This is a genomic window from Fervidicola ferrireducens, from assembly GCF_001562425.1.
Classification (GTDB): Bacteria; Bacillota; Thermosediminibacteria; order Thermosediminibacterales; family Thermosediminibacteraceae; genus Fervidicola; species Fervidicola ferrireducens.
Genome location: NZ_LOED01000025.1, coordinates 1 through 26,213, shown reverse-complemented (window position 1 = coordinate 26,213; position 26,213 = coordinate 1). Strand labels below are relative to the sequence as shown.

Genomic DNA, 26,213 nt, shown 5'->3' with positions numbered 1-26,213 from the left:
CCTGACTATTCAAGAGAAACTATATAGTAGTAAAGACTCTGGCCGCCCCTGTAAATTTCTACTTCAAAATCCGGATACCTTTCTGCCACTTTGCTCGCAATTTCTTCGGCTTCTTCCTGCGTTACTTCTTCTCCGTAATAGAAAGTGAGCATTCCAGATCGCTTTTTGGTTGCCATTTTTTGCACCAGTTCTTCCAGAACCTTTTGCCTTTCGCTTCCAATGGCTACCAGTTCACCGTCCATTATACCCAGTATGTCGCCCTCTTTTATTGCAGTGCCGTTCCACTTCGAATCCCTGGCCGCGAAAGTGACCTCACCGGTTATTACATTTTTCAGAGAATCGCTCATCCTCTTTACGTTTTCTTCGGCACTATAGTTCGGGTCGTACGCCAAAATAGCTGAAATCCCCTGGGGAATTGACTTTGTAGGCACGACGTAAACTTTTTTACTGGTTAAATTCTTGACCTGCTCTGCTGTTAGAATAATATTCTTGTTGTTGGGAAGGATTATAATGTTGGGAGATTTTTGTTCCTCCACGGCCGCCAAAATTCTCTCGATGCTCGGGTTCATGCTCTGGCCGCCTTCGATAATAACACCGGCACCAATGCTTTTAAATATCTCTTTCAATCCTTCTCCCGAAACCACCGCCACTATTTCGATATCCTTAACTTCCACAGCGTCGTCGTGGTCGGCGCTCTGATTTACGGAAGTTCTCACGAATTCTTCGTGCTGCAATTTCATATTGTCTATTTTCACTTTCGTAAGTTCTCCCCACTTGAGGGCCTTTTCTAAAACGTCTCCGGGATGATTTGTGTGCACGTGGATTTTTATTACATTGTTCATCCCCGTAACCAAAAGCGAATCTCCAAGGACCGAAATTTGTGACTTCAAGGCTTCCAAATCCGCCCCGGGGGTCTCGGTCTGCAAAATTAGTTCGGTGCAGTAAATATATTCGAGGTTCTCTACATTCAAACTTACCGGTTCTTGTTCAGTTTCGGCTATTAATTCTCCGAGTTTATATTCTCCTACCATGTTCGGATTTTTCAAAGCCTGCAAAAATCCTTCCATCAAGATTATTAAACCTTTTCCACCGGCGTCTACAACCCCTGCCTCCTTTAAAATCGGCAGCATTTCGGGGGTCTTGTCGAGTACTTTTTTGGCATGCTCTATGGTCTTTTCCAAATTATCTACTATGTCCATCGATTTTTTTGCCTCAAGCAGCATCCGTTCCGCCGCTTCTCTTGCTACCGTAAGAATAGTTCCTTCCACAGGCTTTAGAACTGCCTTATAGGCTTCCTCGACGCCTTTTTTAAAAGCAGCCGCGAGTTCCTTCGAGTTTAAAGAATCTTTGCCGTCAGCCACACCAGCCGCAAATCCCCTGAACAATTGGGACAAAATTACCCCCGAGTTTCCTCTTGCTCCCATTAGTGCACCCCACGCAGCAGCATCTACGATGCGTTTTAGGTCGTCGCTTTTTATTTTTGCCGCCTCTGCCACCGCTTGTTCCATTGTTAACGACATATTAGTTCCGGTGTCGCCATCCGGCACCGGATAAACATTGAGAGAATCCACTACCTTTTTATTCTGCTCCAACATCCGTGCTGAGTGTATGAGTGCTTTCCTAAACAATGCACCATCAATATTTTCCAGCGACAATTAGACAACCTCCCCTATTTGACTATTTCACTCGCACGCTCTGAACAAAAACGTTCACTTTATCCGGCGCAAAGCCTAAAAATCTTTTCAGCGAATAATGAACTTTTTCTATCACGTTGTTGGCGACTTCGCTTATCTTCGTGCCGTACTGGACAGCAATGTAAAGGTCGATAATCAATTCGTCTTCCGTTACCTTGACTTCCACGCCTTTCCCCAAATTCTCCTTGCCCAGAAGATCTACTATGCCGTCACTAACCTTTCTCGAAACCATGCCGACCAAACCGTAGCTTTCTATCGCCGCATTGCCAGCGAGCACGGCTATTACTTCCTTCGAAATGTGTATACTCCCAAGGGAGTTTTTAATAATATTTTTCACCATCCAGCCTCCCTTTAGCTTAAACATTCTATTAACAGATTCATTATAATATATTTTAAGCTCTTATTCCAGGTTTATTGCACAAGACCTGTTCGATGTGATAAAATTAGTTTGTATTTTGTTTAATAATGAGTGGACAGGAGGTGGAACCATGGCCAAATGCGAGATTTGCGGGAAAGTGCCAAGGACAGGAATGCAGGTGAGCCATTCCAACATCCATACTAAGAGGACCTGGTCGCCTAATATCCAGAGAGTAAGAGCCCTCGTGGACGGAGTGCCAAAGCGAATTAAAGTATGCACACGCTGCTTGCGTTCCGGAAAAGTAAAAAGAGCAGAATAAAAAAGCGTGCCGACAAGCACGCTCTTTTTATTCCTCATTATCCCGCGAAAAAATGCTCAATATTTTTTTTACTATCTTTCCCAGCTTTTTGGGTAATTTGAATACGTAAATTTTAACCACACCCCTGCCCCCCTTCACCATTTTTGTTGGTACAACATCAAACCAAACCATATTAAAAAACTACCTACGGCCAGCATCCAAATCCAAGAAGGTAGGCGGGTGATAAGAATAACCGACCCTGTAAAAGCCGCTATAATCCCGAGTATTTTTTTCACATTCATCTGGAGTCCCACCGGATCACCCCCGCGGCAGAATCCTTCACATGATATTTATATTCCAAAAAGAAAGCTTTTGCTACAAAAAACCCCCTATGCTGGGGGTAAATTTTTAAGCTGACGGATGACGCAAGCGGGGTCTTGAGCGTTGTAAATGGCAGATCCGGCGACGAGGACGTCCGCTCCGGCTTCGACGATTTCTCGTGCATTTTTCTCATTTATTCCACCATCCACTTGAATCAGCACGTCAAGATTTTTCGACACTATTTTTGATTTTAATTCACTTATTTTATTCAACATCCCCTTGATAAAACTCTGACCACCAAACCCGGGGTTTACGGTCATTATTAATACCATATAGACATCTTCCAGTATATAGTCCAGCGCGCTCAAAGGAGTCGACGGATTCAAAGCCACTGCAGGCAAAGCACCCTTTTCTTTGATGGTCTGAATCAAGCGGTGTATATGAATCGTCGATTCCACGTGAACCGTTAAGATATCGGCCCCGGCCTTTATAAAATCTTCCACGTACCTTTCGGGGTTAGTTATCATCAAATGGACATCGAAAGGGAGCGAACTCTTTTTTCGCAAACAGGATATCACCGGGGGACCTATTGTTATATTGGGAACGAAATGACCGTCCATCACATCTATGTGCAACAGGTCCGCGCCCGCTTCTTCCACTTTTTTCACTTCATCGTAAAGCCTGCTGAAGTCGGCAGATAAAATAGATGGTGCGACCTTTATCATATCACATCATCCTCACAAATTTTCTTCGGACCAAAGCTCATCATCTATCCATATCCTAACCTTGACCGATCCTATTCCTTCTATTGGAACTACAAGCGGGCTATCCTCCGGAGTATGTTTTTTATTGTAAACCACTCTGGTTCCCGATTCGTCGGAAACCTCGATTTTTACGGTAAACTGCGGCGGCTCTGCCGGAAGTGGAATAGAAATGTTGACTCTTTTCACTTCCGGAGGACCGCTGCTTACAATAAGATTTACCGATGATCCTTCTTCAACTTCTGCTCCGGGCTTCGGATTTTGATCTATAACCGTGTTCTTCTTTGCGTCGGAAGACTTAAAATCAACGCTGCCCAGATTTAATTTGTTTTTTTCAAGCTCTTTCTTTGCCTCACCCAAATCTTTCCCTATGAGAAGCGGCATGTTTATTTTTTTCTCCCTTGGTCCCAAGCTTACCACGTAGCTGATTTCGGTACCTTCAGGGACTTGCAGCCCTTCTCTCGGGTTTTGGTCTATTACTATTCCTTCGGGATACTCGTCGGAATACTCTTCTGACCTTTTCCCAACTTTGAATTTATTGCTTTCAATGAGATTGATGGCATCTATTTCGGTAAGTCCGATTAACCTTGGAACTCCCTGCGTTTTAGGCCCTTTGCTTACGATTAGTCCTATGGGTGGATGGTTGATTTTGACAACGGTGCCGCCTTTCGGCTCCTGGTCGATCACCTGCCCCGCAGGTTCATCGGAAAAGACTCTGTCTATTATTTCGGCTTTCAGACCTTTCTCCTGCAGTTTTCTTATTGCCTCCTCCTCACTATAGCCTATTACGTTCGGCACCATCACTTCAGGAACGTAGAAATACTTGCGCGCTATCACCATTCCCAAATACGAAAAAGCCGCAAACAGAGTTACGAACAGCAGAGCAATAGCAAGTCCCCTCAAAAAGTTCGGACTTCTTTTTCGTCCTTTTTCTTTGCTTTTTAAAGTAGGTTCCTTGATCGAATCAAGGACCATGGTTTTTTCAAGTTCTGATGGCTTGAAGTTCAGCACTTCCAAATTTTTTTCGACTTTCGCAAGTTCTCTTTTTAGTTCCGATGCTTTTTGGAATCTTTCATCCGGCGATTTTGAAATGCATTTCATTACGATCTGTTCCAGAGCCGGAGGAAACCCCGGTATCAATTGAGAAATGGGTTTTGGTTCTTCCTGAATATGCTTTAACGCAACAGCCACGGGGCTGTCGCCGTCAAAAGGCACGCGGCCTGTCAGGGCTTCGTAAAGAAGTACTCCCAGTGAATAAATGTCGCTCCTTTCATCCACAAAACCTCCCCTTGCCTGTTCCGGCGAAAGGTAATGTGCCGAACCTATAAGCCCTCCGGTATTGGTTATCGTAGAACCTGTGGAGGCCCTTGCTATGCCGAAATCCGTTACCTTTACCATTCCTTCGGGAGTAATTATTATGTTGTGCGGTTTTATATCCCTGTGAACTATTTTATTTTTGTGGGCGCATTCAAGCGCATCGCAAATCTGCTTTGCTATTTCTATCACCTTTGAAGGAGAAAGGGGCGCTTCTTCCCTTATCATCTCCTTTAAGGTCTTACCTTCCACGTATTCCATCACAATAAAATAAATTCCGTCTTCCTGGCCGACATCATAGATGTTCACGATATTCGGGTGCGAAAGGCTGGCTGCTGCCTGGGCTTCCCTCCGGAACCTCATGACAAAATTTTCGTCGTGGGAGTATTCGGGCCTCAAAACCTTTATTGCAACAATCCTGTTAAGGAGGGTGCACCTGGCCTTATAAACTACGGCCATCCCTCCCCCACCTATTTCTTCCAAAACGACATACCTGTTTCCTAACGTTTTTCCTATCATAATTTATCACTTCTCCATATTAGTCAACAAGTATGAGCTCCACGGTAATATTGTCGTAACCGCCCAGGTTGTTTGCGGCCTGTACCAGTCTCTCGGCGGCCGCCTCAACACTATCAGCGCTCAAAATTATCTCCTTTATCCTTTCGTCGTCCAGCATGTTTGTCAGGCCGTCACTGCAAAGCAGGAAAATATCCCCGCTTTTATACGCGTAATCCGATATATCCACGTCCACTTTATCATCCACGCCCAAAGCCCTCGTTATTACGTTCCGCATCGGATGGTATTTTATTTCTTGAGCCGTCAGCCTTCCTTCTTCCATAAGCTGCCATACTAATGAGTGGTCCTTGGTCAGCTGGCGCAAATGACCGCTCCGCAACATGTAAGCGCGGCTATCCCCTACATGGCCTATGTAAACCTTGCCGTCTTTAAAGAGAGCGAGTGTGGCAGTAGTTCCCATTCCAGCCCATTCCTCCGATTCAAGGGAGGTTTTATATATTTTTTCGTTAGCGGCCATAAACGCCTCTTTAATCAGTAACGCCACGTCGTCTTGAAAAGATTTGGCATCGTATTTGGTTTTGATATAAGAAGAAATTTCTTCCACCGCCAGCCGACTTGCTACTTCTCCGGCATTATGACCTCCCATGCCGTCCGCCACTATGAAAAGCAACGGCTCATTCATATCTTCCGGAATATAAAAGGCATCCTCGTTGTTGGGCCTTACCCTGCCCCTGTCACTTTTTGCGCAATGAATCATTTTTTCACCTCATTGAGAAAGCTTCTCCGCAGTTGACCGCAGGCAGCCTCGATGTCGGCTCCCATTTCCTGCCTTACAGTAACCGAAATGCCGTAATTCTTCAAAATTTCTTCAAAGAGCTTGATTCGTTCATTCGCACTTCTTTCAAAAACCCTTTCTCTCACGGGGTTCAGCGGTATAAGATTTACGTGGCAAAGAATACCTTTTAACAAACGCGCGAGTTTCACCGCACACTCCTTGGAATCATTGACGCCGGATATCATGGTGTATTCGAAGGTTATGCGCCTTTTAGTTTTTATTATATAATATTTGCACGCATCTAACAATTCCATTATCGGGTATCGGCGATTTATCGGAACTAGCCTGTCCCTCAATTCATCAAAAGGAGCGTGGAGTGACACAGAAAGCGTTATCGGCAGCTTTTCTTCGGCAAGGCGCTTTATCCCGGGGACTATCCCGCAAGTAGAAACGCTCACCCTCCTGTAGCTTATGTTGAAAGCCAAATTTGAGTTTATTATCCGTAAAAACTTTATGAGCTCATCGTAGTTTAGAAGCGGTTCGCCGCTACCCATAACTACCACGTGGCTTATTCTTTTTTTTATGTCTTCCTGAATTACAAGCACCTGGTCAACCATTTCTCCGGCAGTTAAATTCCTCCTAAAACCTCCTATGGTGGAAGCACAAAAAGCGCAACCCATAGGACATCCGACCTGGCTTGAAACGCATACGGTAATACCGTAGTCATGCTCCATCTTCACACTCTCGATAACTTCGCCGTCTTGGAGCAAAAGGAGGTATTTTACAGTTTCATCCTTTTGCGACTCGAACTTCCGGTGGATTTTTATCTTGCCTACATAGCAAATCTCTTTTAACTTTGCAGCAAGGCTTTTTGGTATATCGGTCATTTTGTCGAAATCCTCGACCCCTTTGTAAATCCATCGAAAAATCTGCCTTGCCCTGTAAGCAGGTTCACCTAAAGGCCTTAAAAAATCCTGAAGCTCTTCTACGGTCATTCCTTTTAGATCCGTCCTCGGCATAAAAAACTACCCCTTTATTGTCTTCTTACCAACCTCGCGATAAAAAACCCGTCTATTCCGTGTACATTCGGATATATTTGTATATATCCGTACGGTTCTTTTAACTCGCCGGAAAGGGCCTTCGGCAGAAACGGTCTTATGTCGTCCGGTTCAAAATCCCGGTTTTCCTGCAGGAATTTCTCTATGACCTTTTCGTTTTCCTCCGGCTCTATGCTGCAGGTGCTGTAAACTATAGCGCCGCCCGGCTTTACGTACTTAGAAGAAGCACTTAAAAGTTCGAACTGCTCCCTCTTCAAATTGATAACATCCTCCGGCTTTTTTGTCCATTTTATATCCGGCTTTCTTCTAATTACTCCTAGTCCGCTGCATGGTGCATCCACCAGCACCTTGTCGAACTGCTCGAAACTTTTCGTATCGGGGATTTTCGCATCCCGCACTTCGGGATGAACTATCGTGACGCCCAACCTGCGGCAAGTTTCTTTCAAAAGCTCAATTCTGTGGGGATGAAGGTCCCATGCGTGTATTCTTCCCGTATTTTTCATGAGCTGCGCAATGTGGGTCGTCTTCCCTCCAGGAGCTGCCGCCACGTCCAGCACTTTTTCCCCGCCTTTCGCCCCCAAGACCCTTGCCACCAGCATCGAGCTTTCATCTTGGGGCTGAAAATAACCGCTTCTAAAACTTTCAAGCCGGGTCAAAGGCGGTCCGTCTTCGATGTAAAGGGCTTCCTCGAGGAAAAGCCCGGAGCTCCATTTTACGCCTTCTTTATTCAAAAGACTTTTTAAATCATCTTTTTTTATCTTTAATTCGTTGACCCGAACACATAACTTTGGCTTTTCATTGAATGCACTAAGTAAGGACTCGGTAAAATCAAATCCGAAAAGCTCAATCCATCTTCGAACCATCCACTCTGGAAAGGAATAATAGATGGAAAGATATCTCACCGGCTCTTTTGCCGGCTCAGGATAATCTATGCCGTCTTTATTTCTTATCACGTTTCTTAAAATGCCGTTGACGAAACCCGCCGCCCTTTTGCCGATAGATTTTGCCACATTCACCGACTCATTGACAGCGGCGTAATCGGGGATTTTGTCCAGAAACAATATTTGATAAAGACCTACCCTCAAGCTATTCAACACAACGGGATGTATGCTGCTTATCTTTACCTTCGAAAACTTTGAAAGCACGTAGTCGAGCCTCACCCTGTATTTTACTACACCATACACCAGTTCTGTAATGAGAGCTCTGTCCTCCTTTTCGATTTCAGGAGTCAAATGCCGGTTTAAAGCAAGATTCGAGTAGGACCCTTTTTCCACCTCAGTGAGTATTTTCACGGCAATTGCACGAGGACTTTTATTTTTCATCTATTTTACTCCCTTTCCCTCCAATGAGAAAAAAATCCAGGGCTTCTTCGACCTTTTTAACATCCACCCTCGTATTTACGCATGGTCCTTCCGGCCTTATATTTAATATGCCCAAAACCGGAATCGGATTTGTGTCAAGAATTCCTTCGGAAAGATCCCTCTCGCAGGCGATGGCGACAATTGCCTTCGGCCTGAAATCCATCACTATCTTTCTCGCCAGCGTCCCGCCGGTGGCCACAGCCAATCTTACCCCTTTTTTCTCGGTAAGGGTAACAAGCTTTTCTATGTCGCACCTTCCGCAACGCCTGCAATTCGACACATCGGCCGTAATTTTATAGGGGCAATCCCACCGCTGGAGACAGTGGGGTGCCAATACCAGGATATCCTCCGGTTTTATTTTGTAATTCTTGGCTTTTACCAGATTATTGTTTACCTCTATGTAGGAACTTTTTATTATATCCTTAGGTATGTGAAGCAGCTTCCCCAAAGCAATCGTGATAGGAAAAAGCAAGTTCAAAGAAAAATTTATCAACCGTTCCAATCCAAAAAAGCCTTTTACGTGCCACAAAGTCAGCACCGTCGCTGCAAGGCCCAGGCTCAGAACAACAATAAGTATAGCCAATCCCAACAAAACTGTAAGTAACATCCACTTGTAAAAGTGGGTAAACTTATTCAGGTAAAGTGCCACACCCGCCGTCGCCAAAGCCGATAATATGGCAATGCTAACCAGAAGTAGACTTATATATATCCTTTTTTTGGTCTTCCTTATTTCCATCATCAGAAAAAAACTCTCCCTCGGCTATCGAATGTCCCCGCAAATATTCGGCGGCGGACATCCTTTTCTTTCCCGCTTCCTGCAGCTCGGTAATCAACAAAACTCCATCGCCGGTTCCTACTAATATTCCGCGCTCTTTATCGATTCCCAGCACCCTCCCCGGCTCCCCGCTTTCTCCCGTAGCGTAAATTTCAGCCCTCCAGATTTTCAGCTCCACACCCCTCCTGAAGGTAAAAGCGCCGGGCCAGGGCTGCACCCCCCGTATCAGATCGTAAATGGCTCTGGTGGAGTTTTTCCAGTCAATCCTCGCATCTTCCTTCTTTAAAACCGGAGCGTACGTCGCTTCAGCATGGTTCTGCGGTACTCTGATTATATCTTTGGCTTTAATTTTTTCAAGGGTTTCCAAAAGAAGTTCGCTGCCAACTTTTGACAGCACTTCGGACAGCTCCACGGCAGACCATTCAGGGTCAATTGCTACCTCCTTTTGGAGAAAGATATCGCCTGTGTCCATGCCTTCGTCCATCCACATAGTGGTAACTCCAGTTTTTTCCTCTCCATTTATAATCGCCCATTGAATCGGGGCCGCTCCCCTGTATTTTGGTAGAAGCGAGGCATGTACATTGATGCAACCTATAGATGGAATGCGAAGCACCGAAGGCGGCAAGATCTGACCATAAGCTACTACCACAAATAGCTCGGGGGCAAGAGATTCTAGCACTTTCACGAATGACTCGTCCCTTATTTTTTCGGGCTGGTACACCCTTATTCCGTATTTTTCTGCTTTCACCTTGACCGGAGGAGGGGTAAGGGTGCGCTTTCTCCCCTTCGGCCTGTCGGGCTGAGTCACCACCGCAAGCACATCGTAGCCATGTTCGATGAGAGCCTCGAGGGAAGGCAGAGCAAAGTCCGGAGTACCCATAAAGACTATTTTCATAATCATCCCTCTTCGCTATCTTCTTCGATTATCCTTTGTGCCCTGTCTATAAAGAGTATGCCGTCCAAGTGGTCTATCTCGTGGCAGAGCGCCCTTGCCAGCAAGTCCTCTCCCTCAAGTTCTATGAATTCCCCCTTGGAATTTTGAGCCCTGACCTTTACCTTTTTTGGCCTTGCCACTTCTCCTGTAATTCCGGGGATACTCAGGCATCCTTCGACGCCGACCACCTCTCCCTCCTCGGCTATTATTTCAGGGTTTACAAGCTCTATCAGTCCTTCTCCCACATCTATCACAACAACCCTTTTTAATATGCCAACCTGAGGAGCTGCAAGCCCTACGCCGTTGGCCCATTTCATCGTTTCCGCCATATCTTCAATCAGCTCTTTTAGCTTCTCATCGAATACGGTTACCTTCTTGGATTTTTTCCGCAAAACTTCGTCTCCCAGCTGGCGTATTTTCCTTATAGCCATTTTTCAACCTCCGTTCACATCAAATCTTGAGGGTCCATATCCCAGCTCAGGTAAACTTTTCTGTCAAAGCCCTTCAAATTTTTCAAGATATCTCCTGCTTTTATTAAGCTTTCCTGCTTACTGCTTTTCAGCAAAATGTTGTACCGAAAGTTGTCCTTCACTTTAAACCGCGGCGCCGGAATTGGCCCTAGTATTTTAACCTGCGGCACTTTTTCTTCAAGAATTTTTTTGACTTTAAACGCCGCCGCCTCAACTTGAGCAAGATCAGTGCCTGTAAAAGTCAGGTTCATCAAAAAATAAAAAGGCGGATATTCAAACTTCTTTCTATTGATGAGCTCCTCTTTGTAGAAATCTTTGAATTTATATTGACAGGCAGCTTTTATAGCCAAAGATTCGGGACAATACGTCTGCACTATCACTCTTCCGGGGATATCGCCTCTGCCGGCTCTGCCGGCCACTTGACTTATAAGCTGAAAGGTTCTTTCTCCGGCTCTAAAGTCAGGCAGGTTAAGGGTAACATCGGCTGCAATAATGCCGACCAGCGACACCCGCGGAAAATCAAGGCCCTTTGCTATGGACTGGGTGCCCACCAGAACCTGGGCTTTACCCGATTTAAATTCCCAGAGCATTTTTTCAAGCGCACCTTTTCTAGAGGTAGAATCGGCGTCAACCCTAATCACCTTGACCCCGGGGTAACGGCTTTTGATCTCTTGCTCCACCTTTTCGGTCCCCGCTCCAAAGTAACGGATATTGCGGCTGTCGCATTTCGGACAGGTATCTGGAGCGTCTACTTGAAATCCGCAGTAATGACATTTCCCCTTTTTGTCGCTCATATGATACGTGAGGGAAATATCGCAGTGGGGGCATTTCAGCACATAACCGCAATCTCTGCAAAGTACGAAGGTGGAATGTCCCCGCCGGTTGAGAAAAAGGATCACCTGTTCACCGCGGGATAGAGCGGAATCCATCTCCGAGCACAGCTTCCTGCTGAAAATGTGCTTGTTTCCGGATTTCAGTTCTTCCCTCATGTCTACGATTTCTATGGGGGGAAGCGGTTTTCCCGTCACCCGCCGGGTCAATTTTAAAAGAGCGAACTCTCCTTTTATGGCCTTGTAAAAGGATTCTACCGAAGGTGTTGCGCTGCCATAAACAACGGCCGCTCCCTGAATCTCCGCGCGGAACCGCACAACCTGCCTGGCATCGTAAAAAGGGAATTCCATCTGCTTGTAGGAAGATTCGTGTTCTTCATCGACGATTATCAACCCTAAATCCCTGATTGGCGCGAAAACCGCCGACCTTGCACCGATGGTAATATCGGCATCTCCTTTATAAACTCTGTACCACTCCCGGAACCTTTCTCCATCGGAAAGCCTGCTGTGGAGCACAGCCACTTTCCCTGGAAACCTTTCGTGAAACCTTTCCGTCATTTGAGGCGTTAGAGATATTTCAGGTACCAGAACCAGCGCCTTTTTACCTTTTGCGAGCACATTCTCTATAGCCTTAATATATACCTCAGTTTTTCCGCTACCCGTTATCCCAAAAAGAAGCACCGGTTTGTTTTCTTCTTCCATGTTTCGTTTTATTTCATTCAGAGCTTTTGCCTGTTCAAACGTTAACCGTGGAAAAAAAGCTTTCGGGCTATCTTCTCTATATGATGGGTTTTCGATTTTTACCCTGAATTCTCTTTTTACAAACCCTTTTTTCATCAAAGACGAAAGAGCCCCTTTTACCTTCGAATGGGGTAAACCCAGTATTTTCGAAATATCCTCCGAAGTAATCGAACCCGCATCCCTTACAACGCGGAAGACTTCCTTTTGAATTTCTGACCTGAAGCTTTCGATCTTCCCCGCTTCCGCTACAGAATATAAAGACTCCTTTGGCAGACCGACATCCGGAGGCAGCATTAACTTTAAAAAGTCTATAATATTTGCTGCATAGTACTCCGCGAGACGTCCAGCCAGTTCCAGCATAAATTGCGGCAGCACAAACCGTTCATCCACCGCCGAAATTTCTTTCAAACAAAAATCGCAATTTGCGTCTTCTTTTTTCAAAAAGCGTATAACCACCCCGTCCACGGTTTTGTTGTTGAAAGGGACCCTTACTCTGCTACCCACCTGTATCTTTTCTTTTAAGTGTTCGGGAACGATGTAATAATACTCGCCTTTTATGGCAGGGTGCTTTGCGTCAACAGCAACCTCCGCCAACTCGTTCAAAAAAATCCCTCCAGCAAAAATCAATTTTTTAGAAGTTTTACCACTCTGTCCAGAATGACATGCGCCAGTTCTTTTTTGGTCATTTTGGGAATTTCTTCACCAGAACCATCCTTGTAATATATCCTGACGATATTTGTGTCAACTTCAAAGCCCGCCCCTTCTGCAGTTACGTCATTGACGACGATAAGATCGAGATTTTTCTTGTTGAGTTTTTCCATGGCGTTTTCCTTAATCTCGTCCGTCTCGGCGGCAAAACCCACAAGAAGCTGCTTTTGTTTTTTTTCCCCCAACTCCTTTAAAATATCCGGATTTTTCTCCAGTTCGAGGGTCATCGCAGTCGCACTATCCTTCTTTTTTATCTTGTACTCCGAGTAATTTTTCGGCCTGAAGTCCGAAACAGCCGCCGCTTTTATTACCACATCACTCCAGGGAAAATATTCCAGAACACATTCCCGCATTTCCAGTGCCGTATTGACCCTGATGTACTTATAAAGTCCTGACGGTTGCGGAAGGCAGGTGGGTCCAGAAATAAGTATAACCTCACCACCGCGTTCCACAGCAGCCTCCGCCAGTGCGTAACCCATTTTGCCGGAAGAGCGGTTTGAAATAAACCTCACCGGGTCGATGGGTTCTCTGGTGGGGCCAGCGGTAATGAGGATTTTTTTATTTTGAAGGTCACCGCAAACTCCAGCCAGTCTTTCTATAACTTTTAATATTTTTTCAGGCTCAGGGAACCTACCTTTCCCTGAATAACCGCAAGCCAAAAAGCCTTCATCAGGTTCCATCACGTAAAAACCTTTTTCCTTAAGGAAGCTTATGTTTTCCTGGGTAATCGGGTTCAAGTACATATTTACGTTCATAGCCGGCACCACCAAAATTTTCGCCCGGGTTGCCAGGACCGAAGCAGTCAACATATCATCGGCGATGCCGGCTGCCATTTTTGCAATTACATTGGCTGTGGCCGGAGCGATTACGAAAAGGTCCGCCCTGTCGGCAAGGGAGACGTGCTCCACTTCCCAGCGAACCGGTTTTTCAAACATGTCGGTAACAACGGGATTACCGGAAAGCACCTGAAAAGTCAAAGGTGTGACGAATTCCTTGGCAGAGCTGGTCATTACGACTTGAACCTCTGCTCCCCTTTTTTTTAAAAGCCTCACCAACTCTGCGGCTTTGTAAGCCGCTATGCTGCCCGTCACACCCAACACGATGAATTTATCCTGCAACATAATCTTTCCACCTACTTATTTCCGGAAAGGGGAGGCTCTATTTTTATCTTCCCCGAGTCTAACTCAAAAAGGGCAATGGAAACCGGCTTTGTGGTCTTTACGTCAACAAGTTTGGGCGAACCTTCAACGAGCTGCCTTGCACGCTTTGCCGCTGCTACAACGAGAGCGTACTTGCTCTCGTATTTGCTGGTTAACGAATCTATAGACGGATACATCATAATTTGCACCCCTCCTTGCATACCAACTGCAACAGTTCTTTATTTCTTACGACTTTACACCTTTCAGCCACAATTATCGACTCTAACTTTTTCACCGCTTCCTCCAGGACATCGTTTACAACCGCATAGTCGTAGTCGTACATGGCTTTCAGTTCTTCTTCGGCACTCTTTACCCTCAAGTCAAAAGATTCCTTGCTTTCGCTTCCCCGCTTTATTATTCGATTTTTCAATTCTTCAATGTCGGGCGGCAAAATGAATATAAAAATAGCATCGGGGCAATTTTCCTTCACCTGTCTTGCCCCTTGAATGTCTATCTCCAAAATGACGTCTTTGCCTTGTTTCAAATGTTCCTCTACGAATTTTTTAGGAGTTCCGTAATAATTATTGTAAACTTTAGCCCACTCCAGGAACTCGCCCTTTTCTACCATTTTTTTGAAATTTTCTTCATCGGTAAAATAGTAGCTGACACCGTTTACTTCCCCGGGCCTTGGTGGCCTGGTCGTCACGGAAACCGAAAGCACAAGTTCAGGCCTTCTCTTCAGTAACTGACTGCACAAGGTCCCCTTGCCAGCTCCCGAAGGCCCGGAAAGTACTATTAACATCCCTCTCTTGGACATGATGATTTCTCTCCTAATTTATATTTCCTCTACTTCTTCTTCAATGTCTTTGTTGTTCAGCCGGTTAGCTACGGTTTCCGGCTGGACGGCAGATAGGATCACATGATCGCTGTCTGTTATTATAACCGCACGGGTGCGCCTTCCGTAGGTCGCGTCTATCAGCATACCCCTGTCGCGGGCTTCCTGGATTATGCGCTTTATCGGAGCAGATTCTGGACTTACAATTGCAATGATTCTGTTTGCAGAAACTATGTTGCCGAATCCTATGTTTACAAGTTTTATTTCCACAATATTCCCTCCTGATAAAATTATTCAATATTCTGCAGTTGTTCCCTTATTTTCTCAAGTTCGCTTTTTATTTCAATTACTTCTCTCGTTATATTATAGTCCGCGGATTTAGACGCAATGGTATTGGCTTCCCTGAAAATTTCTTGAGCCAAAAAATCCATTTTTTTGCCCGAGACTCCCTCAGCATCCCCCATATTTTTAAATTGGGCAATGTGACTTTCTATCCTCACTAGTTCCTCGCTAATATCGGACCTCTCTGCGAAAATCACAACTTCAGCTTCCAATCTCTCTTCGTTCAGCTCCAAGCCTTCTTTTATCTTTTTCACTTTTTGCTGGAGCTTCTTGCGATATTCTTCGATCATTACATCAGACCTTATCTTTATGTTTCTGACCCTCTCCATGATGACATCAAGCCTGGATGAAATGTCCCGCCATAGATTATTCCCTTCCTTAGTCCTCATCTCAATAAGGTTATCCACCGCTTCTTCGAGCGCCTTTTTAAGTTCTGGCCACAGTTCTTCTTCCTCAGGAAACTGCTGTTCGACTACGAACAAATCCGGCATAACGGACAGCAAAGAAAGTGTTACCGGTCCCTCGAAGCCCACCTCTTCCTTCAATTCCACCAACTTTTTATAATAGCTCGCCGCTGCCTGTTTGTCAATTTTTATGTCTACAGGCAACGTTTCCGAAGAACAGTTTACGAAAACATCGATCCGCCCCCGACTTATGCGCTCCCTGATATAGTTCCTTATCTTTTCTTCCAGAAAAAACCACTGGCGGGGCAATTTCACGTATATTTCCAAAAAGCGGTGATTTATCGATTTCAGTTCGACTTCCCAGGTAATTTTGCCGCAGCTTTTTCCGCGCCCATAGCCGGTCATGCTTCTTATCATAATAACCAACCCTTTAAAAACCTTCAAAATCAAAAGCTCAAGCTTTCTTTAATCCGTCTCATGGCCTCCTTCAGCCTTTCATCTGGCGTTGTAAGCGAAATTCTCACGTAGCCCTCACCGTAATCTCCGTAACCGACTCCCGGCGTTACGACCACCGCCGCTTTTTCAATGAGCATTTCCGCAAAGGATTGAGATGTATAGCCTTCAGGAACCGGCACCCAAACGTAAAACGTTCCCTTCGGAGGTTCCACCTCAAGGCCTATTCCCTTTAAAGTCTCGACGACCAGGTTACGCCTTTTTTCAAACACAGACAGCATTTCATTTACGCTGTCCTGCGGCCCTAAAAGCGCTTCAATGCCGGCTTTTTGAATTGCGGTAAATTGTCCCGAGTCTATATTTGTCTTAATAATTCCCAATGCGGATATTATATCCTTGTTGCCGACCGCATATCCAATTCTCCAGCCGGTCATGCGGTAAGGTTTTGAAAGAGAACCGAATTCTACACCAATATCCATTGCGCCTTTTACGGAAAGCAAGCTAGGGGCCTTGTAGCCGTCGAAAGTGATATCGACGTATGCGCTGTCGTGGCAAATTATTATATCGTAAGTTTTTGCAAATTCCACGGCTTCTTCGAAGAATTTCTCATCCGCCACGGCAGCGGTAGGATTGTTCGGATAGCAAAGAAACATCAGCTTCGCCTTCTTTGCCACTTCCGTATCTATCTTTGAAAAATCCGGAAGGAAATTGTTTTCTTTCAGCAAGGGCATTGGATAGGGTATCCCACCAGCGAACAATGTGGCGGTTTTATAAACCGGGTATCCTGGATCTGGAATTAGAGCGTAATCTCCGGGGTCGATAAAGGCGAAAAATATATGAGCAATACCTTCTTTTGAACCTATAAGGGCCATTACTTCGGATTCGGGGTCCAGTTCCACGCCGAATCTCCTTTTATAATATGTAGCTACCGCTTCTCTGAACTCCAGCGACCCTTCGTAAGCCGGATATTTATGGCATTCAGGATCATTTGCCGCTCTTTCAAGGGCCTTTACGATATGGGGCGGTGTGGGCAAATCGGGATCACCCACTCCCAAACTTATTATATCTACTCCTTTCTTCTTGAGTTCGGCTATTTTTTTGTCTATCTGAGCAAAAAGGTAAGGCGGTATTTTTTTTATGCGCTCTGCAATTCTCAAATTCATCTCCCCCGTTCGTTGAAATTTTAAAGTATATTGAGGTCTATCTCGCCGGTATATACTTCTGCGGCAGGTCCTGTCATGTAAACCCGTCCGCTTTCTTCCACCTCTATGTACAGGTCTCCCCCCGGCAGGTTCACCGTTACTTTAGGGCCGGTTAGTCCTTTTTTGTAGGCCGCAACCGCCGAAGCACATGCCCCTGTGCCGCAGGCCATGGTGAGCCCGGCGCCCCTTTCCCATACTCTCATTTTCAAAAAATCACGCCCTTTGACTTGTACAAATTCCACGTTGGTCTTTTTGGGAAAAAATGGGTGATTTTCTATTTTAGGCCCCAACTGTTCAACCGGAAAACTTTCCACATCGTCCACGAAGATCACGCAGTGTGGATTTCCCATCGAAACTCCAGTAAACTTAAACCCTTGGCCGTCCACTTCGATGTCGAGGTCCACAGCTTCCTCTTTCACATCTTCTTTTAATGGTACATCTTTGCACTTCAGGCTGTAGCATCCCATGTCAACCCTAACACTTTCTATCAAGTCGTCTTTAACGATGACTTCCGGTTTTATGATGCCCGCTAAGGTTTCTACCGTCATATTCGTCTTTTTTACAAGTCCTCTCGAAAAGGCGTACCGGGCAAAACAGCGTATTCCGTTTCCGCACATGTCCGCTTCGCTGCCGTCGCTATTTATGATCCTCATTTTGAGGTCCGCTTTTTCGGAAGGGAGCACCAGCAGTATGCCGTCGGCTCCTATTCCTCGGTGTCTGTCACATATTTTTGCCGCCTTATCAAATATTATTCTCACATCTTCTATAAAACCATTTACGACAATAAAATCGTTTCCCAGACCGTGCATCTTAGTAAACTTCATATTACGCTATCACCCTCAATCTTACTTGAAAAATCATTATTAATTATTATACCACCTAATTCCTATTAAAACAATATATTCATTTATGGTATACTAAAAGCAGCCTAACATAAAGGGGGACGACCATGCCATTCGACGGAATTGTATTAAACGCAGTTATAAGCGAACTGAAAAAATGTTTAATCGGAGGAAAAATCGATAAAGTATACCAGCCGGACAAAAGCGAAATCCTGCTTTGCATAAGGCGGTACAAGGAAGAAAAAAAACTCCTTATCTCTGCCCATCCTCAGAATTGCCGGCTGCATTTAACCGAAGTCGAAAAAGAAAATCCCAGCTCACCGCCAATGTTTTGCATGCTGCTCAGGAAGAATCTTTCTGGCGGGAAAATCGTCGAAATTAAGCAAAAGGACCTGGAAAGGCTAGTCGAAATAGTAGTTGAAAACGAAGATGAATTTGGAAGAACTATATATCGAACTCTCATAGTGGAGATAATGGGGAAGCACAGCAATATAATACTCGTTGACGATACTAACAAAATCATAATCGACTCCATAAAGCGAATACCTTCCGATATAAACCGGGTAAGGGAGATTCTGCCCGGAAAAAAATACATCCTTCCACCATTAGGCCAAAGGTTAAACATCCTCGATTGCGAAATTCAAACGGGCAAAAAATTGCGCGACATTATCTTGCAAGCTTCAGAACCAATCAAGGTCGAACGCTGGATAACGGAAAAATTTATGGGAATAAGCAAAACCGTCTCTAAAGAGATTTTATTCAAGAGCGGAGTTGACGAAAAAAAGCCCGCAAACGAATTGAATTTGGAGGAAAAGCAAAAAATAGCCGAGGCTCTAGTAGAACTATCCTTCGACATACAAAACTCGCGGTATTCGCCAAAAATTTACTTTGACGAGGACACCGATGAACCCGTGGAATTTTGGATTTTTCCCCTATCGCACCTTGATAAATTCAAAGTCATCTCCCTGAAAAGCGCAAACGAAGCGGTTGACCTATTCTATTCTCTTAAGGAAAAGTACGAAAAGCTCACAAACATAAAGAAAAATTTGCGCGACCAATTAGAAAAACATATAAAAAAACTTCGCCAGATTCTCTCCTTTCAACAGGAAAAACTTGATGAAGCAAGCGACATAGAAAAATTTAAATTGTTCGGTGAGCTTCTTTCAGCCTATCTTTATAAAGTTTCGCCGGGGATGAAGGAAATCAACCTCCCAAATTTTTACGACGAAGGCAAAACCGTTTCGATACCGCTGGACGAAAAACTTTCGCCGTCCCAAAACGCCCAATATTACTTTGAAAAGTACAAAAAACTCCGCGCTACCAAGGAAAAGGTTGAAACCCAAATGGAAAAGACTTTGAGCGAAATCAAATACTTAGAAAGCGAACTTTACAACATAGAGCAGGCGGAGAACCTGGAAGATATTGAAGAAATCCAAAAGGAACTTTCAAAATACGGTTACATAAAAGAATCAGGAAAAAAATCGAAGGGCGAAGCTCACCCTTCTTCACCTATCAAATACACGTCTTCCACGGGCTTTACTATCCTAGTCGGAAAGAACAACATACAAAATGACATGATTACCCGAAAGGCAAAACCCGAAGATATTTGGATTCACGTAAAAGACCTGCCCGGTTCCCACGTAATCATACAGACGGGCGGAAGGCCGGTCGATGACGAAACTCTTTTGGAAGGGTGCTTGCTCGCCGCATATCACAGCAAAGCCCGAAATGGCAGCAACGTCGCCGTCGACTACACTTTGAGAAGGTACGTGAGGAAACCTCCGGGAGCCAAACCGGGTTTTGTAATTTACGACCATCACAAGACCATTTACGTCACACCGGACGCGGGGATTGTTGAGAGGTTGAAAAAAATTTAGACTACTTTTTCAGGATTACAACGCTGTTTTCCCCATCGACTTCCTCCAATTTAACCTTTATTATCTCATCCCTGGATGTGGGCACGTTTTTCCCGACGTAATCCGGCCTTATGGGGAGCTCTCTATGCCCCCTGTCGATGAGCACTGCCAGTTGTATCAGCCTTGCCCGCCCCAGGTCCGACAGAGCGTCAAGTGCCGCCCTTGCGGTCCTTCCCGTATATATAACGTCGTCCACCAGCACTACTTTTTTACCTGTAATCTCGAAATCTATTTCCGTCTTGTTTACCACGGGCTGCTCCGACAAAGTCGAAAGGTCGTCCCGGTAAAGCGTTATATCCAAAATCCCCACGGGGATATCGACTCCCTCTATTTTTTTAATTTTCGACGCCATTCTTTTTGCCAGCGGAACTCCCCTCGTCCTAATGCCTACCAGCACAAGGTCTTCTACTCCTTTGTTTCGCTCGATAATTTCGTGACTTATCCTGGTCAGCGCCCTGTCAATGGCTTTATCATCCATTATGCGGGCTTTTTCTTCCATTCACATCACCTTCCTTTTCAAAGTATTTAAGATTTCATTAAAATCATCGGGAACCGGGGCCTCAAAGGTCATGAACTCACCTTTCCTCGGGTGATAAAGCCCCAACCGAAAGGCGTGAAGGGCCTGCCCCTTAATTTTAAAAGGATTTTTCTTCCTTGAATAAACAGGGTCTCCTACAATCGGATGGCCTATATAGCTCATATGAACCCTAATTTGGTGAGTCCTTCCCGTCTCTATGCTGACTTCAACGAAAGTAAAATCTCCGAATCTTTCTAATACTTTAAAATGGGTTATGGCCTCTTTGCCATGTTTCGCATCCACGGCCATCTCTACCCGCTTTACCGGATGCCTGCCTATTGGGGCTTCAATCGTGGCCTTATCCTCAAGGATATTTCCCCAAACGATCGCGAGATACGTCTTTTTTACCTTTTTGCTTTTAAATTGATTTACTAGCTCTCGGTGGGCCTGGTCGTTTTTTGCCACAACGATAACGCCGGAAGTATCTTTGTCCAACCGGTGAACTATCCCGGGGCGCAGAACGCCATTTATTCCGGACAAATCTTTCGTATGGTACAAAAGAGCATTTACAAGAGTTCCGCTGTAATTTCCGGGCGCCGGATATACCACCATGCCGCGGGGCTTGTTGACAACGATTATGTCCTGGTCCTCGTAGATAATGTCGAGAGGAATATTTTCAGGTTCGAGCGAAAGAGGTTTGGGAGCGGGTATCTCTGCTTCAATTACATCGCCTTTTTTCAACTTATAATTGGGTTTTACAAATTTTCCGTTTACCTTTACCCACCCTTCTTCGATTCCTTTTTGTATGTAACTCCTCGAAAAATCGTTCATTAATCCCGCCAAAAAAACATCTATGCGCTTTTTTACATCTTCTTCCGTCACGTTGATTTTGAAGGTCCTCTCCAAAAATTGCCCCTCCCGTCTCAATCCAAACTTTTCAGAATCTCACTGTCGAACATTACTAAGTACAAAAGCAGAAGCACACCTATCACCACTGCAGAATCAGCCACATTAAAAACGGGCCAGATTCTGAAATCTATAAAATCCACCACGTAGCCAAAGCGCAAACGGTCTACCAGGTTTCCAAAAGCTCCGCCCAGAACAAGGGCAAGTGTGAATTTGAAAAGTTTCTTTTCTTTAGGCAATCTTATCAGATAATAAACAATAACTGCAATAACCGCAAAAGATACCACAACGAAAAAAAATACCCTGCCTTTTAGAAGGCTAAAAGCTGCCCCCGTATTCTGCACGTACGTCAGATGCAAAATATTATCTATAACCGGAATTGACTGGTTGGGAGCCATGTGCGTTTTAACCAGGGCTTTTGTCAACTGGTCCACCGCAAAAATAAGTGCTGCAAAAATCCATACAGCCAAATCACCAAAACCTCCAAACTTTTATTGCTACATAAAAATTATATACCACTGCCCTCCTAACATCAATGAAATCTTTACTACCCGGCAAATCGTGCGGGATAAAAAATAAATACCCGTTAAGGGTATTTATCTTCCCATTTTGCCCGGTTCGTCTTCATAAATTACTTTATCCAATTTATCAGTTATCCCTCTTTCCTCGCTTCCATCGGTATAAGCCTCGTCGTAATCAATCGAACCCGGTTCATCCTGTGGAGTGTTGGCCGTGCCGTACCTTGCCACATCCTGCCACGCATCCTCCCCATCGTATCCAACATTTTCCGAATCGTCGCGAAAACTTTTCCCGAAGGGATACTTCAATACCTCTTCTTCTACCGGTCTTGCCCCCTTCGCGAAAATTTTTTCTTCTTCTTTGCTGCACTTTGCACATAGGGTGGTGTACGGGACTAATTTTAAACGCTCTTTTTCTATCGGGCTGCCGCATTTCTCACAAAACCCATAACTTCCGTCCTCAATTTTACCAAGGGCCCTTTCCACTTTCACCAGCATCCTTTTCGTATTATCCCGCAGGCCCAGGTCCTTTTCCCTTTCGAAAGTTTCAGCCGCCAGGTCCGCCGTGTGGTTATCGTACGCCGAGAGCTCCCCAACCGATTCCTTCAACGGCTCCGAACCCCTCCTGGTTATTGTAGACATTTGGCTCTCCAATTCCCGTTTCAAGTCCTCCAGCTTCCGACGGTAGTACTCCTTGTTTTCCAAGATTATCCTCCTCATCACCATTATTTTACGGAAAGTTCATCCTGCACTATCCTGACTAATTCAGCTATGAAATCGCCTATGAGGGGGAGGTTTAGTATGACGACGCGTTGGAGGATGTACAGTGCCAAAGCCCCCAGCAAAGTGAACCCCACCGCCATTCCAAAACCTCTTGCGACCCCTGCCAAAAAATTAAGATAAAGCAGCCTCCTGGGGTTCCTGAACAGTTCCAAGTATTCCGAGAGGTTTAGCTTCTCTATCTTGACCGAAAGCTCGTCGATTTTTAAGCACAACTCGCGGATGAGGTTTTCCCTGTCCATCAACATCAAGGTACCCCTTATTCTAATTTAACCAACTCCCCCTTTTTTATGCCGGCTATTTAGCCCCCTGACAGTGTAAAATTTAAGTAGGTAGAAATAAGGGAAAAGGGCATACAAACGTAGAAAAAAAGACCTCACCACCCAAAAAACAAACCAAAACACAAAAAGGAGTGTGAGGTCTTATGCTAAATATTCGACACCTGGTAGGCGCAATCCTTCTTCTACACAATGGTTTAACAAAAATTTTAGCGGAAAGCAAGGACTTTTATGAACTTGAAAAAGGGATAAGTAAGCTATCTCAAAAAGTGAGCAGTCAAATGCTGATATGGACATTAGAACAACTAGACCTAAATTTAATGAACAACAGGGATCGAGAGACGTGGGAAGTAATAGGCTTTAAGGAAAAACAAACGTATGCGAAAACGGGAGATATATGGGCCATAAATCGCGTAGAAGAGATAAACATAGGAGGAGATGGGGAGAAAGGGGTAAAACAAGGGTTAGAATATTTTCCCGGAGCCAGATACAGGCTAGATCCGTATCATCTCAGCAAGAACTTAATAGAGAAATAGAGGGGGCAATGAGCGGATTAGCAATAGGTCTTGCCGGTGTCATCACATCGTTTATCCTTCCATTTATTTTAAGGTTTATAATAAATTGAGCCATTTTAAAACATCTAAATAAATTTTTAAGAGATTACCGCGATTGAATCCCATAATTTCACAAAAATGTTCCACCATTTTCCAATCGCCTTTTTCGTACGAAATAACCAAATTTAAAATATCCCAAAGTTCTCCTTTTTTTCTTCTAATGCTTCTCTCACCCAAGAGTGGAGCATTAAATATTTCAAAACTTCATTAGCGTATGTGAAGTCTATGTCAGGGAATACTTTGTTCTCGCTATCTACTATGTCTATTGTACCTACTGTGTTGTCATCTGTAAAACCTAAAGTGATTATACCGTATTTTTCCTCGACTAGCTTGTATGGTGCAATTGGTATTGACTTATACCAAAGGTTCCCCCCACTGTCTATGTGCCAGATACAGCCCATGCCCCAGGAGCTGTAAGTTGGAGGCTGGTAGATGTGAACGTATTTTTCCCAAGGGATTTTATTGAATTCATCTTTGTCGCCTACTAAGTCTGGATGAACAAGTTCGATGCCGATTTGATTTGTTCGATGAGTTTTTGCTTGGCTTCTTCATGCCCAGGACCATAAAATGCTGTATCTGCAGATTTATTTAGCGTTTGACCTAACTGATTTCTTATCTTATCCCTGTACTCCTTGGTTGCCCAAGGCGTTTCCAGCATTGTACCTTTCTTATATAACTTTGGGAAAGTCCATGTAACCTTGGCGTCATAAGGAAATGCTATGTTTGTGTAATCGCCGCCATTGTCTGTACTGGTATATCCAGCCCTGCCTAAATACCTTCTTACGGTGACAGGCCCTTTGCCATAGTCAACTTGAACTGAATCCCCATAGGGTTCTCCGTATGCGAAGATGTAACCGTAATCAACCCACTTACCTTTATTGTAACCGGCTACTTTGTAAACTCTAGCTTGTAATTTCCCACCTTTTATTGCTAATGGGAAGTTCAAATCTCGAGACGTCAATTTGTTAAACTTAGCATTATCGCTATACTCAATGCCCTCTTCATCTTAGACCTGGTCATGTTTCCCCATCGCCTCCCTACTTGCCAGTTCGGTCTACTTCTATTGACACTGTTGAATCACATGCCTCACTGTAAACCCATATGTCGTACTTACCATCAGGCGTAGTAAATTTCTTGTCTGGTAATTTCTGATTAACATCCTTCTTTGACATTGCATAATCTAAAACCTTTTTCACGGTTGATGCATCAAGCTTACTTGTCAATATACCATATAGCGTATCATAATCTTCTTTATCGTTATACCACATCAATGCTGTGAAATCGACATAACTTAATGGATGCCCGTCCTTATTCATATCATAAAACTTCGAATCTGCTGGGAACTTATACCCATTCCATACGACATATTGCTGCTGTTGTTGTGTGCCTCCACTTGAGCCGCTACCACTATCGTTATTCCGATGCCCAATCTGCCATGCTATGTCATCGGCTTGACGTGCTAATGCCCTTTCGTTCTTGTATGCCTCTTTGTTCTCTTTGTATGCTTTGATTCTTAAAGCCATTGTAGCTAATTGGGCTCTTGTAACAGTCTGGCCGTAGCCAAAAAGACGATTTCCTTGAGCGTCTCTACCTACTCCTTCAGTGAGATACTCATTAAACGCTGCATTGATATATCCTCTTATCTCGGGGCTTACATTCTTCGTATCGGCGAAAATAATTTGAGAACCGTCTGCTAGAGGAATTCCTAAAGCCTTGCAAGTGTAAACGGCCATAAATTCTCGTGGAATGCCTGCGTCAATGTTTTTAATTTCTCCCGCCTTGATTATTCCCGCTTTTATTGCGGCGTCAATGTTGCCTGACGCCCAATGGGCTCCTTGCTGAGGAGCTTTGGCTTCTAAACCTAACACCCTGACTAAGATTGTGATGTATTCAGCAAAAGTGATGGTTTTATTTGGTGCAAATAAGCTGTTCACTACACCAGCAACCAGGCCGAGTTGACGGGCTTTTAATACGTCGTTGTAGAACCAGTCGGTTGGCTTGACGTCTGAAAAGTTACTTACATATTGCACCTGTGCTACCCCAATCATCTCATTGGCAAAAGACATGGAACTGGATTGCTTCATTGCTTTGTAAATCTGTTCAGCTGTAGCGTCTAGGCCTGTTGCATTAGTGTCAGCAACCTCCAAGACCATGACATTTGCCGGGACAGCCTTAAGAATGTTAGTTGGATTAGCAATTTCGGCACTGGCAAAAGGTGACGACATCACAATCATTAAGAAAGTTAATATCGGTATGACTATTCTTTTAATCCTCATGAATTTTTTATCCACATCTTGCGATGCCTGCAACCATACTGCAAGCATCATTCCTCCTTTCTCTTATTTTGCTTTTTATTATAGCCACAAAACGAAGTTAAGTCTATATAATTGTGTAAAAAGGGATTGAGCCACCCCCATCCCTCTGGTTAGAATTAAATTGCCAACACAAAAACCTAACTGGAGGGATGAGAAATGGCTCAATATAATATTACCATCGATTCTGAAATTTTGCACCACCTTTTTCTAAATGGAGCTAAAGATGAAGGGATGGCCA

Annotated in this window: 29 protein-coding genes; 3 read left to right on the top strand and 26 right to left on the bottom strand. The window is 44.5% G+C overall.

The features are described 5' to 3' along the window. Nucleotides 1–5: 5 nt before the first annotated feature. Together AN618_RS09185 and AN618_RS09180 are read right to left on the bottom strand one after the other, a co-directional pair. Nucleotides 6–1,655 carry a DAK2 domain-containing protein gene (locus tag AN618_RS09185; RefSeq protein WP_066354186.1) on the bottom strand — a complete coding sequence of 550 codons (1,650 nt, stop codon included), beginning with the start codon at nt 1,653–1,655 and terminating at the stop codon, nt 6–8. Between the two features lie 22 nt (nt 1,656–1,677). Further along, a complete protein-coding gene (locus tag AN618_RS09180) occupies nt 1,678–2,034 on the bottom strand; it encodes an Asp23/Gls24 family envelope stress response protein (protein WP_066354183.1) in 357 nt (118 codons plus the stop codon). A gap of 148 nt (nt 2,035–2,182) precedes the next feature. Here AN618_RS09180 and rpmB point away from each other — a divergent pair, with 148 nt between their 5' ends. After that, nucleotides 2,183–2,371, top strand: a complete 189-nt coding sequence (rpmB, locus tag AN618_RS09175) for a 50S ribosomal protein L28 (RefSeq protein ID WP_066354179.1) — start codon at nt 2,183–2,185, stop codon at nt 2,369–2,371. Nucleotides 2,372–2,739: 368 nt separating this feature from the next. Here the strand turns inward: rpmB and rpe are convergent, their stop codons facing one another. From rpe to dapF, 16 genes are read right to left on the bottom strand one after another with little or no spacing between them, the layout of a single operon-like run. After that, nucleotides 2,740–3,396, bottom strand: coding sequence for a ribulose-phosphate 3-epimerase (gene rpe / locus AN618_RS09170; RefSeq protein ID WP_066354177.1), 657 nt, complete (start codon nt 3,394–3,396; stop codon nt 2,740–2,742). Nucleotides 3,397–3,408: 12 nt separating this feature from the next. Further along, entirely contained in the window at nt 3,409–5,265 is a 1,857-nt protein-coding gene (pknB, locus tag AN618_RS09165) for a Stk1 family PASTA domain-containing Ser/Thr kinase (RefSeq protein ID WP_066354175.1), read from the bottom strand. A 19-nt stretch (nt 5,266–5,284) separates the two neighbouring features. Further along, the gene (locus AN618_RS09160; RefSeq protein WP_066354173.1) at nt 5,285–6,019 is read right to left on the bottom strand and encodes a Stp1/IreP family PP2C-type Ser/Thr phosphatase; all 735 of its coding nucleotides are present in this window, start codon (nt 6,017–6,019) and stop codon (nt 5,285–5,287) included. Beyond that, on the bottom strand, nt 6,016–7,056 hold the full coding sequence (gene rlmN / locus AN618_RS09155) for a dual-specificity RNA methyltransferase RlmN (protein WP_066354172.1): 1,041 nt from the start codon (nt 7,054–7,056) through the stop codon (nt 6,016–6,018). Before rlmN ends, AN618_RS09160 begins: the two co-directional genes overlap by 4 nt. Before the next feature lie 14 nt (nt 7,057–7,070). Continuing rightward, nucleotides 7,071–8,417 carry a 16S rRNA (cytosine(967)-C(5))-methyltransferase RsmB gene (gene rsmB, locus AN618_RS09150; protein WP_066354171.1) on the bottom strand — a complete coding sequence of 449 codons (1,347 nt, stop codon included), beginning with the start codon at nt 8,415–8,417 and terminating at the stop codon, nt 7,071–7,073. After that, nucleotides 8,407–9,195: a DUF116 domain-containing protein gene (locus AN618_RS09145; RefSeq protein WP_066354164.1), complete on the bottom strand. Its 789-nt coding sequence runs from the start codon at nt 9,193–9,195 to the stop codon at nt 8,407–8,409. The genes rsmB and AN618_RS09145 overlap by 11 nt, the downstream gene beginning before the upstream one ends. Beyond that, nucleotides 9,140–10,126 carry a methionyl-tRNA formyltransferase gene (gene fmt, locus AN618_RS09140; protein ID WP_066354162.1) on the bottom strand — a complete coding sequence of 329 codons (987 nt, stop codon included), beginning with the start codon at nt 10,124–10,126 and terminating at the stop codon, nt 9,140–9,142. The genes AN618_RS09145 and fmt overlap by 56 nt, the downstream gene beginning before the upstream one ends. A gap of 2 nt (nt 10,127–10,128) precedes the next feature. Beyond that, entirely contained in the window at nt 10,129–10,596 is a 468-nt protein-coding gene (def, locus tag AN618_RS09135; RefSeq protein WP_066354159.1) for a peptide deformylase, read from the bottom strand. Between the two features lie 14 nt (nt 10,597–10,610). Then, nucleotides 10,611–12,809, bottom strand: coding sequence for a replication restart helicase PriA (priA, locus tag AN618_RS09130; RefSeq protein WP_066354156.1), 2,199 nt, complete (start codon nt 12,807–12,809; stop codon nt 10,611–10,613). A gap of 20 nt (nt 12,810–12,829) precedes the next feature. Next, nucleotides 12,830–14,035, bottom strand: coding sequence for a bifunctional phosphopantothenoylcysteine decarboxylase/phosphopantothenate--cysteine ligase CoaBC (gene coaBC, locus AN618_RS09125; RefSeq protein ID WP_066354154.1), 1,206 nt, complete (start codon nt 14,033–14,035; stop codon nt 12,830–12,832). A gap of 11 nt (nt 14,036–14,046) precedes the next feature. Continuing rightward, a complete protein-coding gene (gene rpoZ, locus AN618_RS09120; RefSeq protein WP_066354146.1) occupies nt 14,047–14,253 on the bottom strand; it encodes a DNA-directed RNA polymerase subunit omega in 207 nt (68 codons plus the stop codon). Then, a complete protein-coding gene (gene gmk, locus AN618_RS09115) occupies nt 14,250–14,870 on the bottom strand; it encodes a guanylate kinase (RefSeq protein WP_066354143.1) in 621 nt (206 codons plus the stop codon). The genes rpoZ and gmk overlap by 4 nt, the downstream gene beginning before the upstream one ends. A gap of 18 nt (nt 14,871–14,888) precedes the next feature. After that, a complete protein-coding gene (remA, locus tag AN618_RS09110; protein WP_066354141.1) occupies nt 14,889–15,158 on the bottom strand; it encodes an extracellular matrix/biofilm regulator RemA in 270 nt (89 codons plus the stop codon). Nucleotides 15,159–15,178: 20 nt separating this feature from the next. Next, nucleotides 15,179–16,051, bottom strand: a complete 873-nt coding sequence (locus AN618_RS09105) for a YicC/YloC family endoribonuclease (protein WP_066354210.1) — start codon at nt 16,049–16,051, stop codon at nt 15,179–15,181. A gap of 29 nt (nt 16,052–16,080) precedes the next feature. After that, entirely contained in the window at nt 16,081–17,244 is a 1,164-nt protein-coding gene (locus AN618_RS09100; protein ID WP_083515152.1) for an LL-diaminopimelate aminotransferase, read from the bottom strand. Between the two features lie 26 nt (nt 17,245–17,270). Continuing rightward, nucleotides 17,271–18,113, bottom strand: coding sequence for a diaminopimelate epimerase (gene dapF / locus AN618_RS09095; RefSeq protein ID WP_066354138.1), 843 nt, complete (start codon nt 18,111–18,113; stop codon nt 17,271–17,273). Nucleotides 18,114–18,238: 125 nt separating this feature from the next. Here dapF and AN618_RS09090 point away from each other — a divergent pair, with 125 nt between their 5' ends. Next, complete coding sequence (locus AN618_RS09090; RefSeq protein ID WP_066354137.1) at nt 18,239–20,008, top strand: Rqc2 family fibronectin-binding protein; 1,770 nt, start codon at nt 18,239–18,241, stop codon at nt 20,006–20,008. Nucleotide 20,009: 1 nt separating this feature from the next. Here the strand turns inward: AN618_RS09090 and pyrR are convergent, their stop codons facing one another. From pyrR to AN618_RS09065, 5 genes are all read right to left on the bottom strand, one after another. Continuing rightward, complete coding sequence (gene pyrR / locus AN618_RS09085; RefSeq protein ID WP_066354136.1) at nt 20,010–20,546, bottom strand: bifunctional pyr operon transcriptional regulator/uracil phosphoribosyltransferase PyrR; 537 nt, start codon at nt 20,544–20,546, stop codon at nt 20,010–20,012. Next, nucleotides 20,547–21,470 carry an RluA family pseudouridine synthase gene (locus AN618_RS09080; protein ID WP_066354129.1) on the bottom strand — a complete coding sequence of 308 codons (924 nt, stop codon included), beginning with the start codon at nt 21,468–21,470 and terminating at the stop codon, nt 20,547–20,549. 17 nt (nt 21,471–21,487) lie between these two features. Beyond that, complete coding sequence (lspA, locus tag AN618_RS09075; protein ID WP_066354127.1) at nt 21,488–21,940, bottom strand: signal peptidase II; 453 nt, start codon at nt 21,938–21,940, stop codon at nt 21,488–21,490. Nucleotides 21,941–22,066: 126 nt separating this feature from the next. Further along, entirely contained in the window at nt 22,067–22,693 is a 627-nt protein-coding gene (locus AN618_RS09070; RefSeq protein WP_187694913.1) for a TraR/DksA C4-type zinc finger protein, read from the bottom strand. A gap of 20 nt (nt 22,694–22,713) precedes the next feature. Continuing rightward, entirely contained in the window at nt 22,714–23,010 is a 297-nt protein-coding gene (locus tag AN618_RS09065) for a DUF5665 domain-containing protein (protein WP_066354206.1), read from the bottom strand. A 182-nt stretch (nt 23,011–23,192) separates the two neighbouring features. Between AN618_RS09065 and AN618_RS14170 the strand changes: the two genes are divergently transcribed. Beyond that, a complete protein-coding gene (locus AN618_RS14170; protein ID WP_066354124.1) occupies nt 23,193–23,582 on the top strand; it encodes a hypothetical protein in 390 nt (129 codons plus the stop codon). 203 nt (nt 23,583–23,785) lie between these two features. On the opposite strand, the gene AN618_RS09055 is transcribed toward AN618_RS14170, so the two are convergent. The 3 genes from AN618_RS09055 to AN618_RS09045 form a co-directional block, all read right to left on the bottom strand. Beyond that, nucleotides 23,786–24,061, bottom strand: coding sequence for a hypothetical protein (locus AN618_RS09055; RefSeq protein WP_066354122.1), 276 nt, complete (start codon nt 24,059–24,061; stop codon nt 23,786–23,788). An 83-nt stretch (nt 24,062–24,144) separates the two neighbouring features. Continuing rightward, nucleotides 24,145–24,606, bottom strand: a complete 462-nt coding sequence (locus AN618_RS09050; RefSeq protein WP_157081693.1) for a hypothetical protein — start codon at nt 24,604–24,606, stop codon at nt 24,145–24,147. 91 nt (nt 24,607–24,697) lie between these two features. Continuing rightward, nucleotides 24,698–25,987, bottom strand: coding sequence for an S-layer homology domain-containing protein (locus AN618_RS09045; protein WP_083515150.1), 1,290 nt, complete (start codon nt 25,985–25,987; stop codon nt 24,698–24,700). Nucleotides 25,988–26,213: the final 226 nt, after the last annotated feature.

Bases quoted from the DNA above. Each gene is read 5' to 3' on its own strand.
- rsmB (WP_066354171.1), bottom strand. From the start codon at position 8,417: ATGAAAAATAAAAGTCCTCGTGCAATTGCCGTGAAAATACTCACTGAG.
- rpmB (WP_066354179.1), top strand. From the start codon at position 2,183: ATGGCCAAATGCGAGATTTGCGGGAAAGTGCCAAGGACAGGAATGCAG.
- AN618_RS09105 (WP_066354210.1), bottom strand. From the start codon at position 16,051: ATGATAAGAAGCATGACCGGCTATGGGCGCGGAAAAAGCTGCGGCAAA.
- AN618_RS09145 (WP_066354164.1), bottom strand. From the start codon at position 9,195: ATGATGGAAATAAGGAAGACCAAAAAAAGGATATATATAAGTCTACTT.
- rpe (WP_066354177.1), bottom strand. From the start codon at position 3,396: ATGATAAAGGTCGCACCATCTATTTTATCTGCCGACTTCAGCAGGCTT.
- AN618_RS09045 (WP_083515150.1), bottom strand. From the start codon at position 25,987: ATGATGCTTGCAGTATGGTTGCAGGCATCGCAAGATGTGGATAAAAAA.
- AN618_RS14170 (WP_066354124.1), top strand. From the start codon at position 23,193: ATGCTAAATATTCGACACCTGGTAGGCGCAATCCTTCTTCTACACAAT.
- dapF (WP_066354138.1), bottom strand. From the start codon at position 18,113: ATGAAGTTTACTAAGATGCACGGTCTGGGAAACGATTTTATTGTCGTA.
- pyrR (WP_066354136.1), bottom strand. From the start codon at position 20,546: ATGGAAGAAAAAGCCCGCATAATGGATGATAAAGCCATTGACAGGGCG.
- AN618_RS09180 (WP_066354183.1), bottom strand. From the start codon at position 2,034: ATGGTGAAAAATATTATTAAAAACTCCCTTGGGAGTATACACATTTCG.
- AN618_RS09160 (WP_066354173.1), bottom strand. From the start codon at position 6,019: ATGATTCATTGCGCAAAAAGTGACAGGGGCAGGGTAAGGCCCAACAAC.
- AN618_RS09090 (WP_066354137.1), top strand. From the start codon at position 18,239: ATGCCATTCGACGGAATTGTATTAAACGCAGTTATAAGCGAACTGAAA.
- def (WP_066354159.1), bottom strand. From the start codon at position 10,596: ATGGCTATAAGGAAAATACGCCAGCTGGGAGACGAAGTTTTGCGGAAA.
- AN618_RS09065 (WP_066354206.1), bottom strand. From the start codon at position 23,010: ATGGACAGGGAAAACCTCATCCGCGAGTTGTGCTTAAAAATCGACGAG.
- rlmN (WP_066354172.1), bottom strand. From the start codon at position 7,056: ATGCCGAGGACGGATCTAAAAGGAATGACCGTAGAAGAGCTTCAGGAT.
- rpoZ (WP_066354146.1), bottom strand. From the start codon at position 14,253: ATGATGTATCCGTCTATAGATTCGTTAACCAGCAAATACGAGAGCAAG.
- coaBC (WP_066354154.1), bottom strand. From the start codon at position 14,035: ATGTTGCAGGATAAATTCATCGTGTTGGGTGTGACGGGCAGCATAGCG.
- pknB (WP_066354175.1), bottom strand. From the start codon at position 5,265: ATGATAGGAAAAACGTTAGGAAACAGGTATGTCGTTTTGGAAGAAATA.
- fmt (WP_066354162.1), bottom strand. From the start codon at position 10,126: ATGAAAATAGTCTTTATGGGTACTCCGGACTTTGCTCTGCCTTCCCTC.
- gmk (WP_066354143.1), bottom strand. From the start codon at position 14,870: ATGTCCAAGAGAGGGATGTTAATAGTACTTTCCGGGCCTTCGGGAGCT.
- AN618_RS09055 (WP_066354122.1), bottom strand. From the start codon at position 24,061: ATGGGCTGTATCTGGCACATAGACAGTGGGGGGAACCTTTGGTATAAG.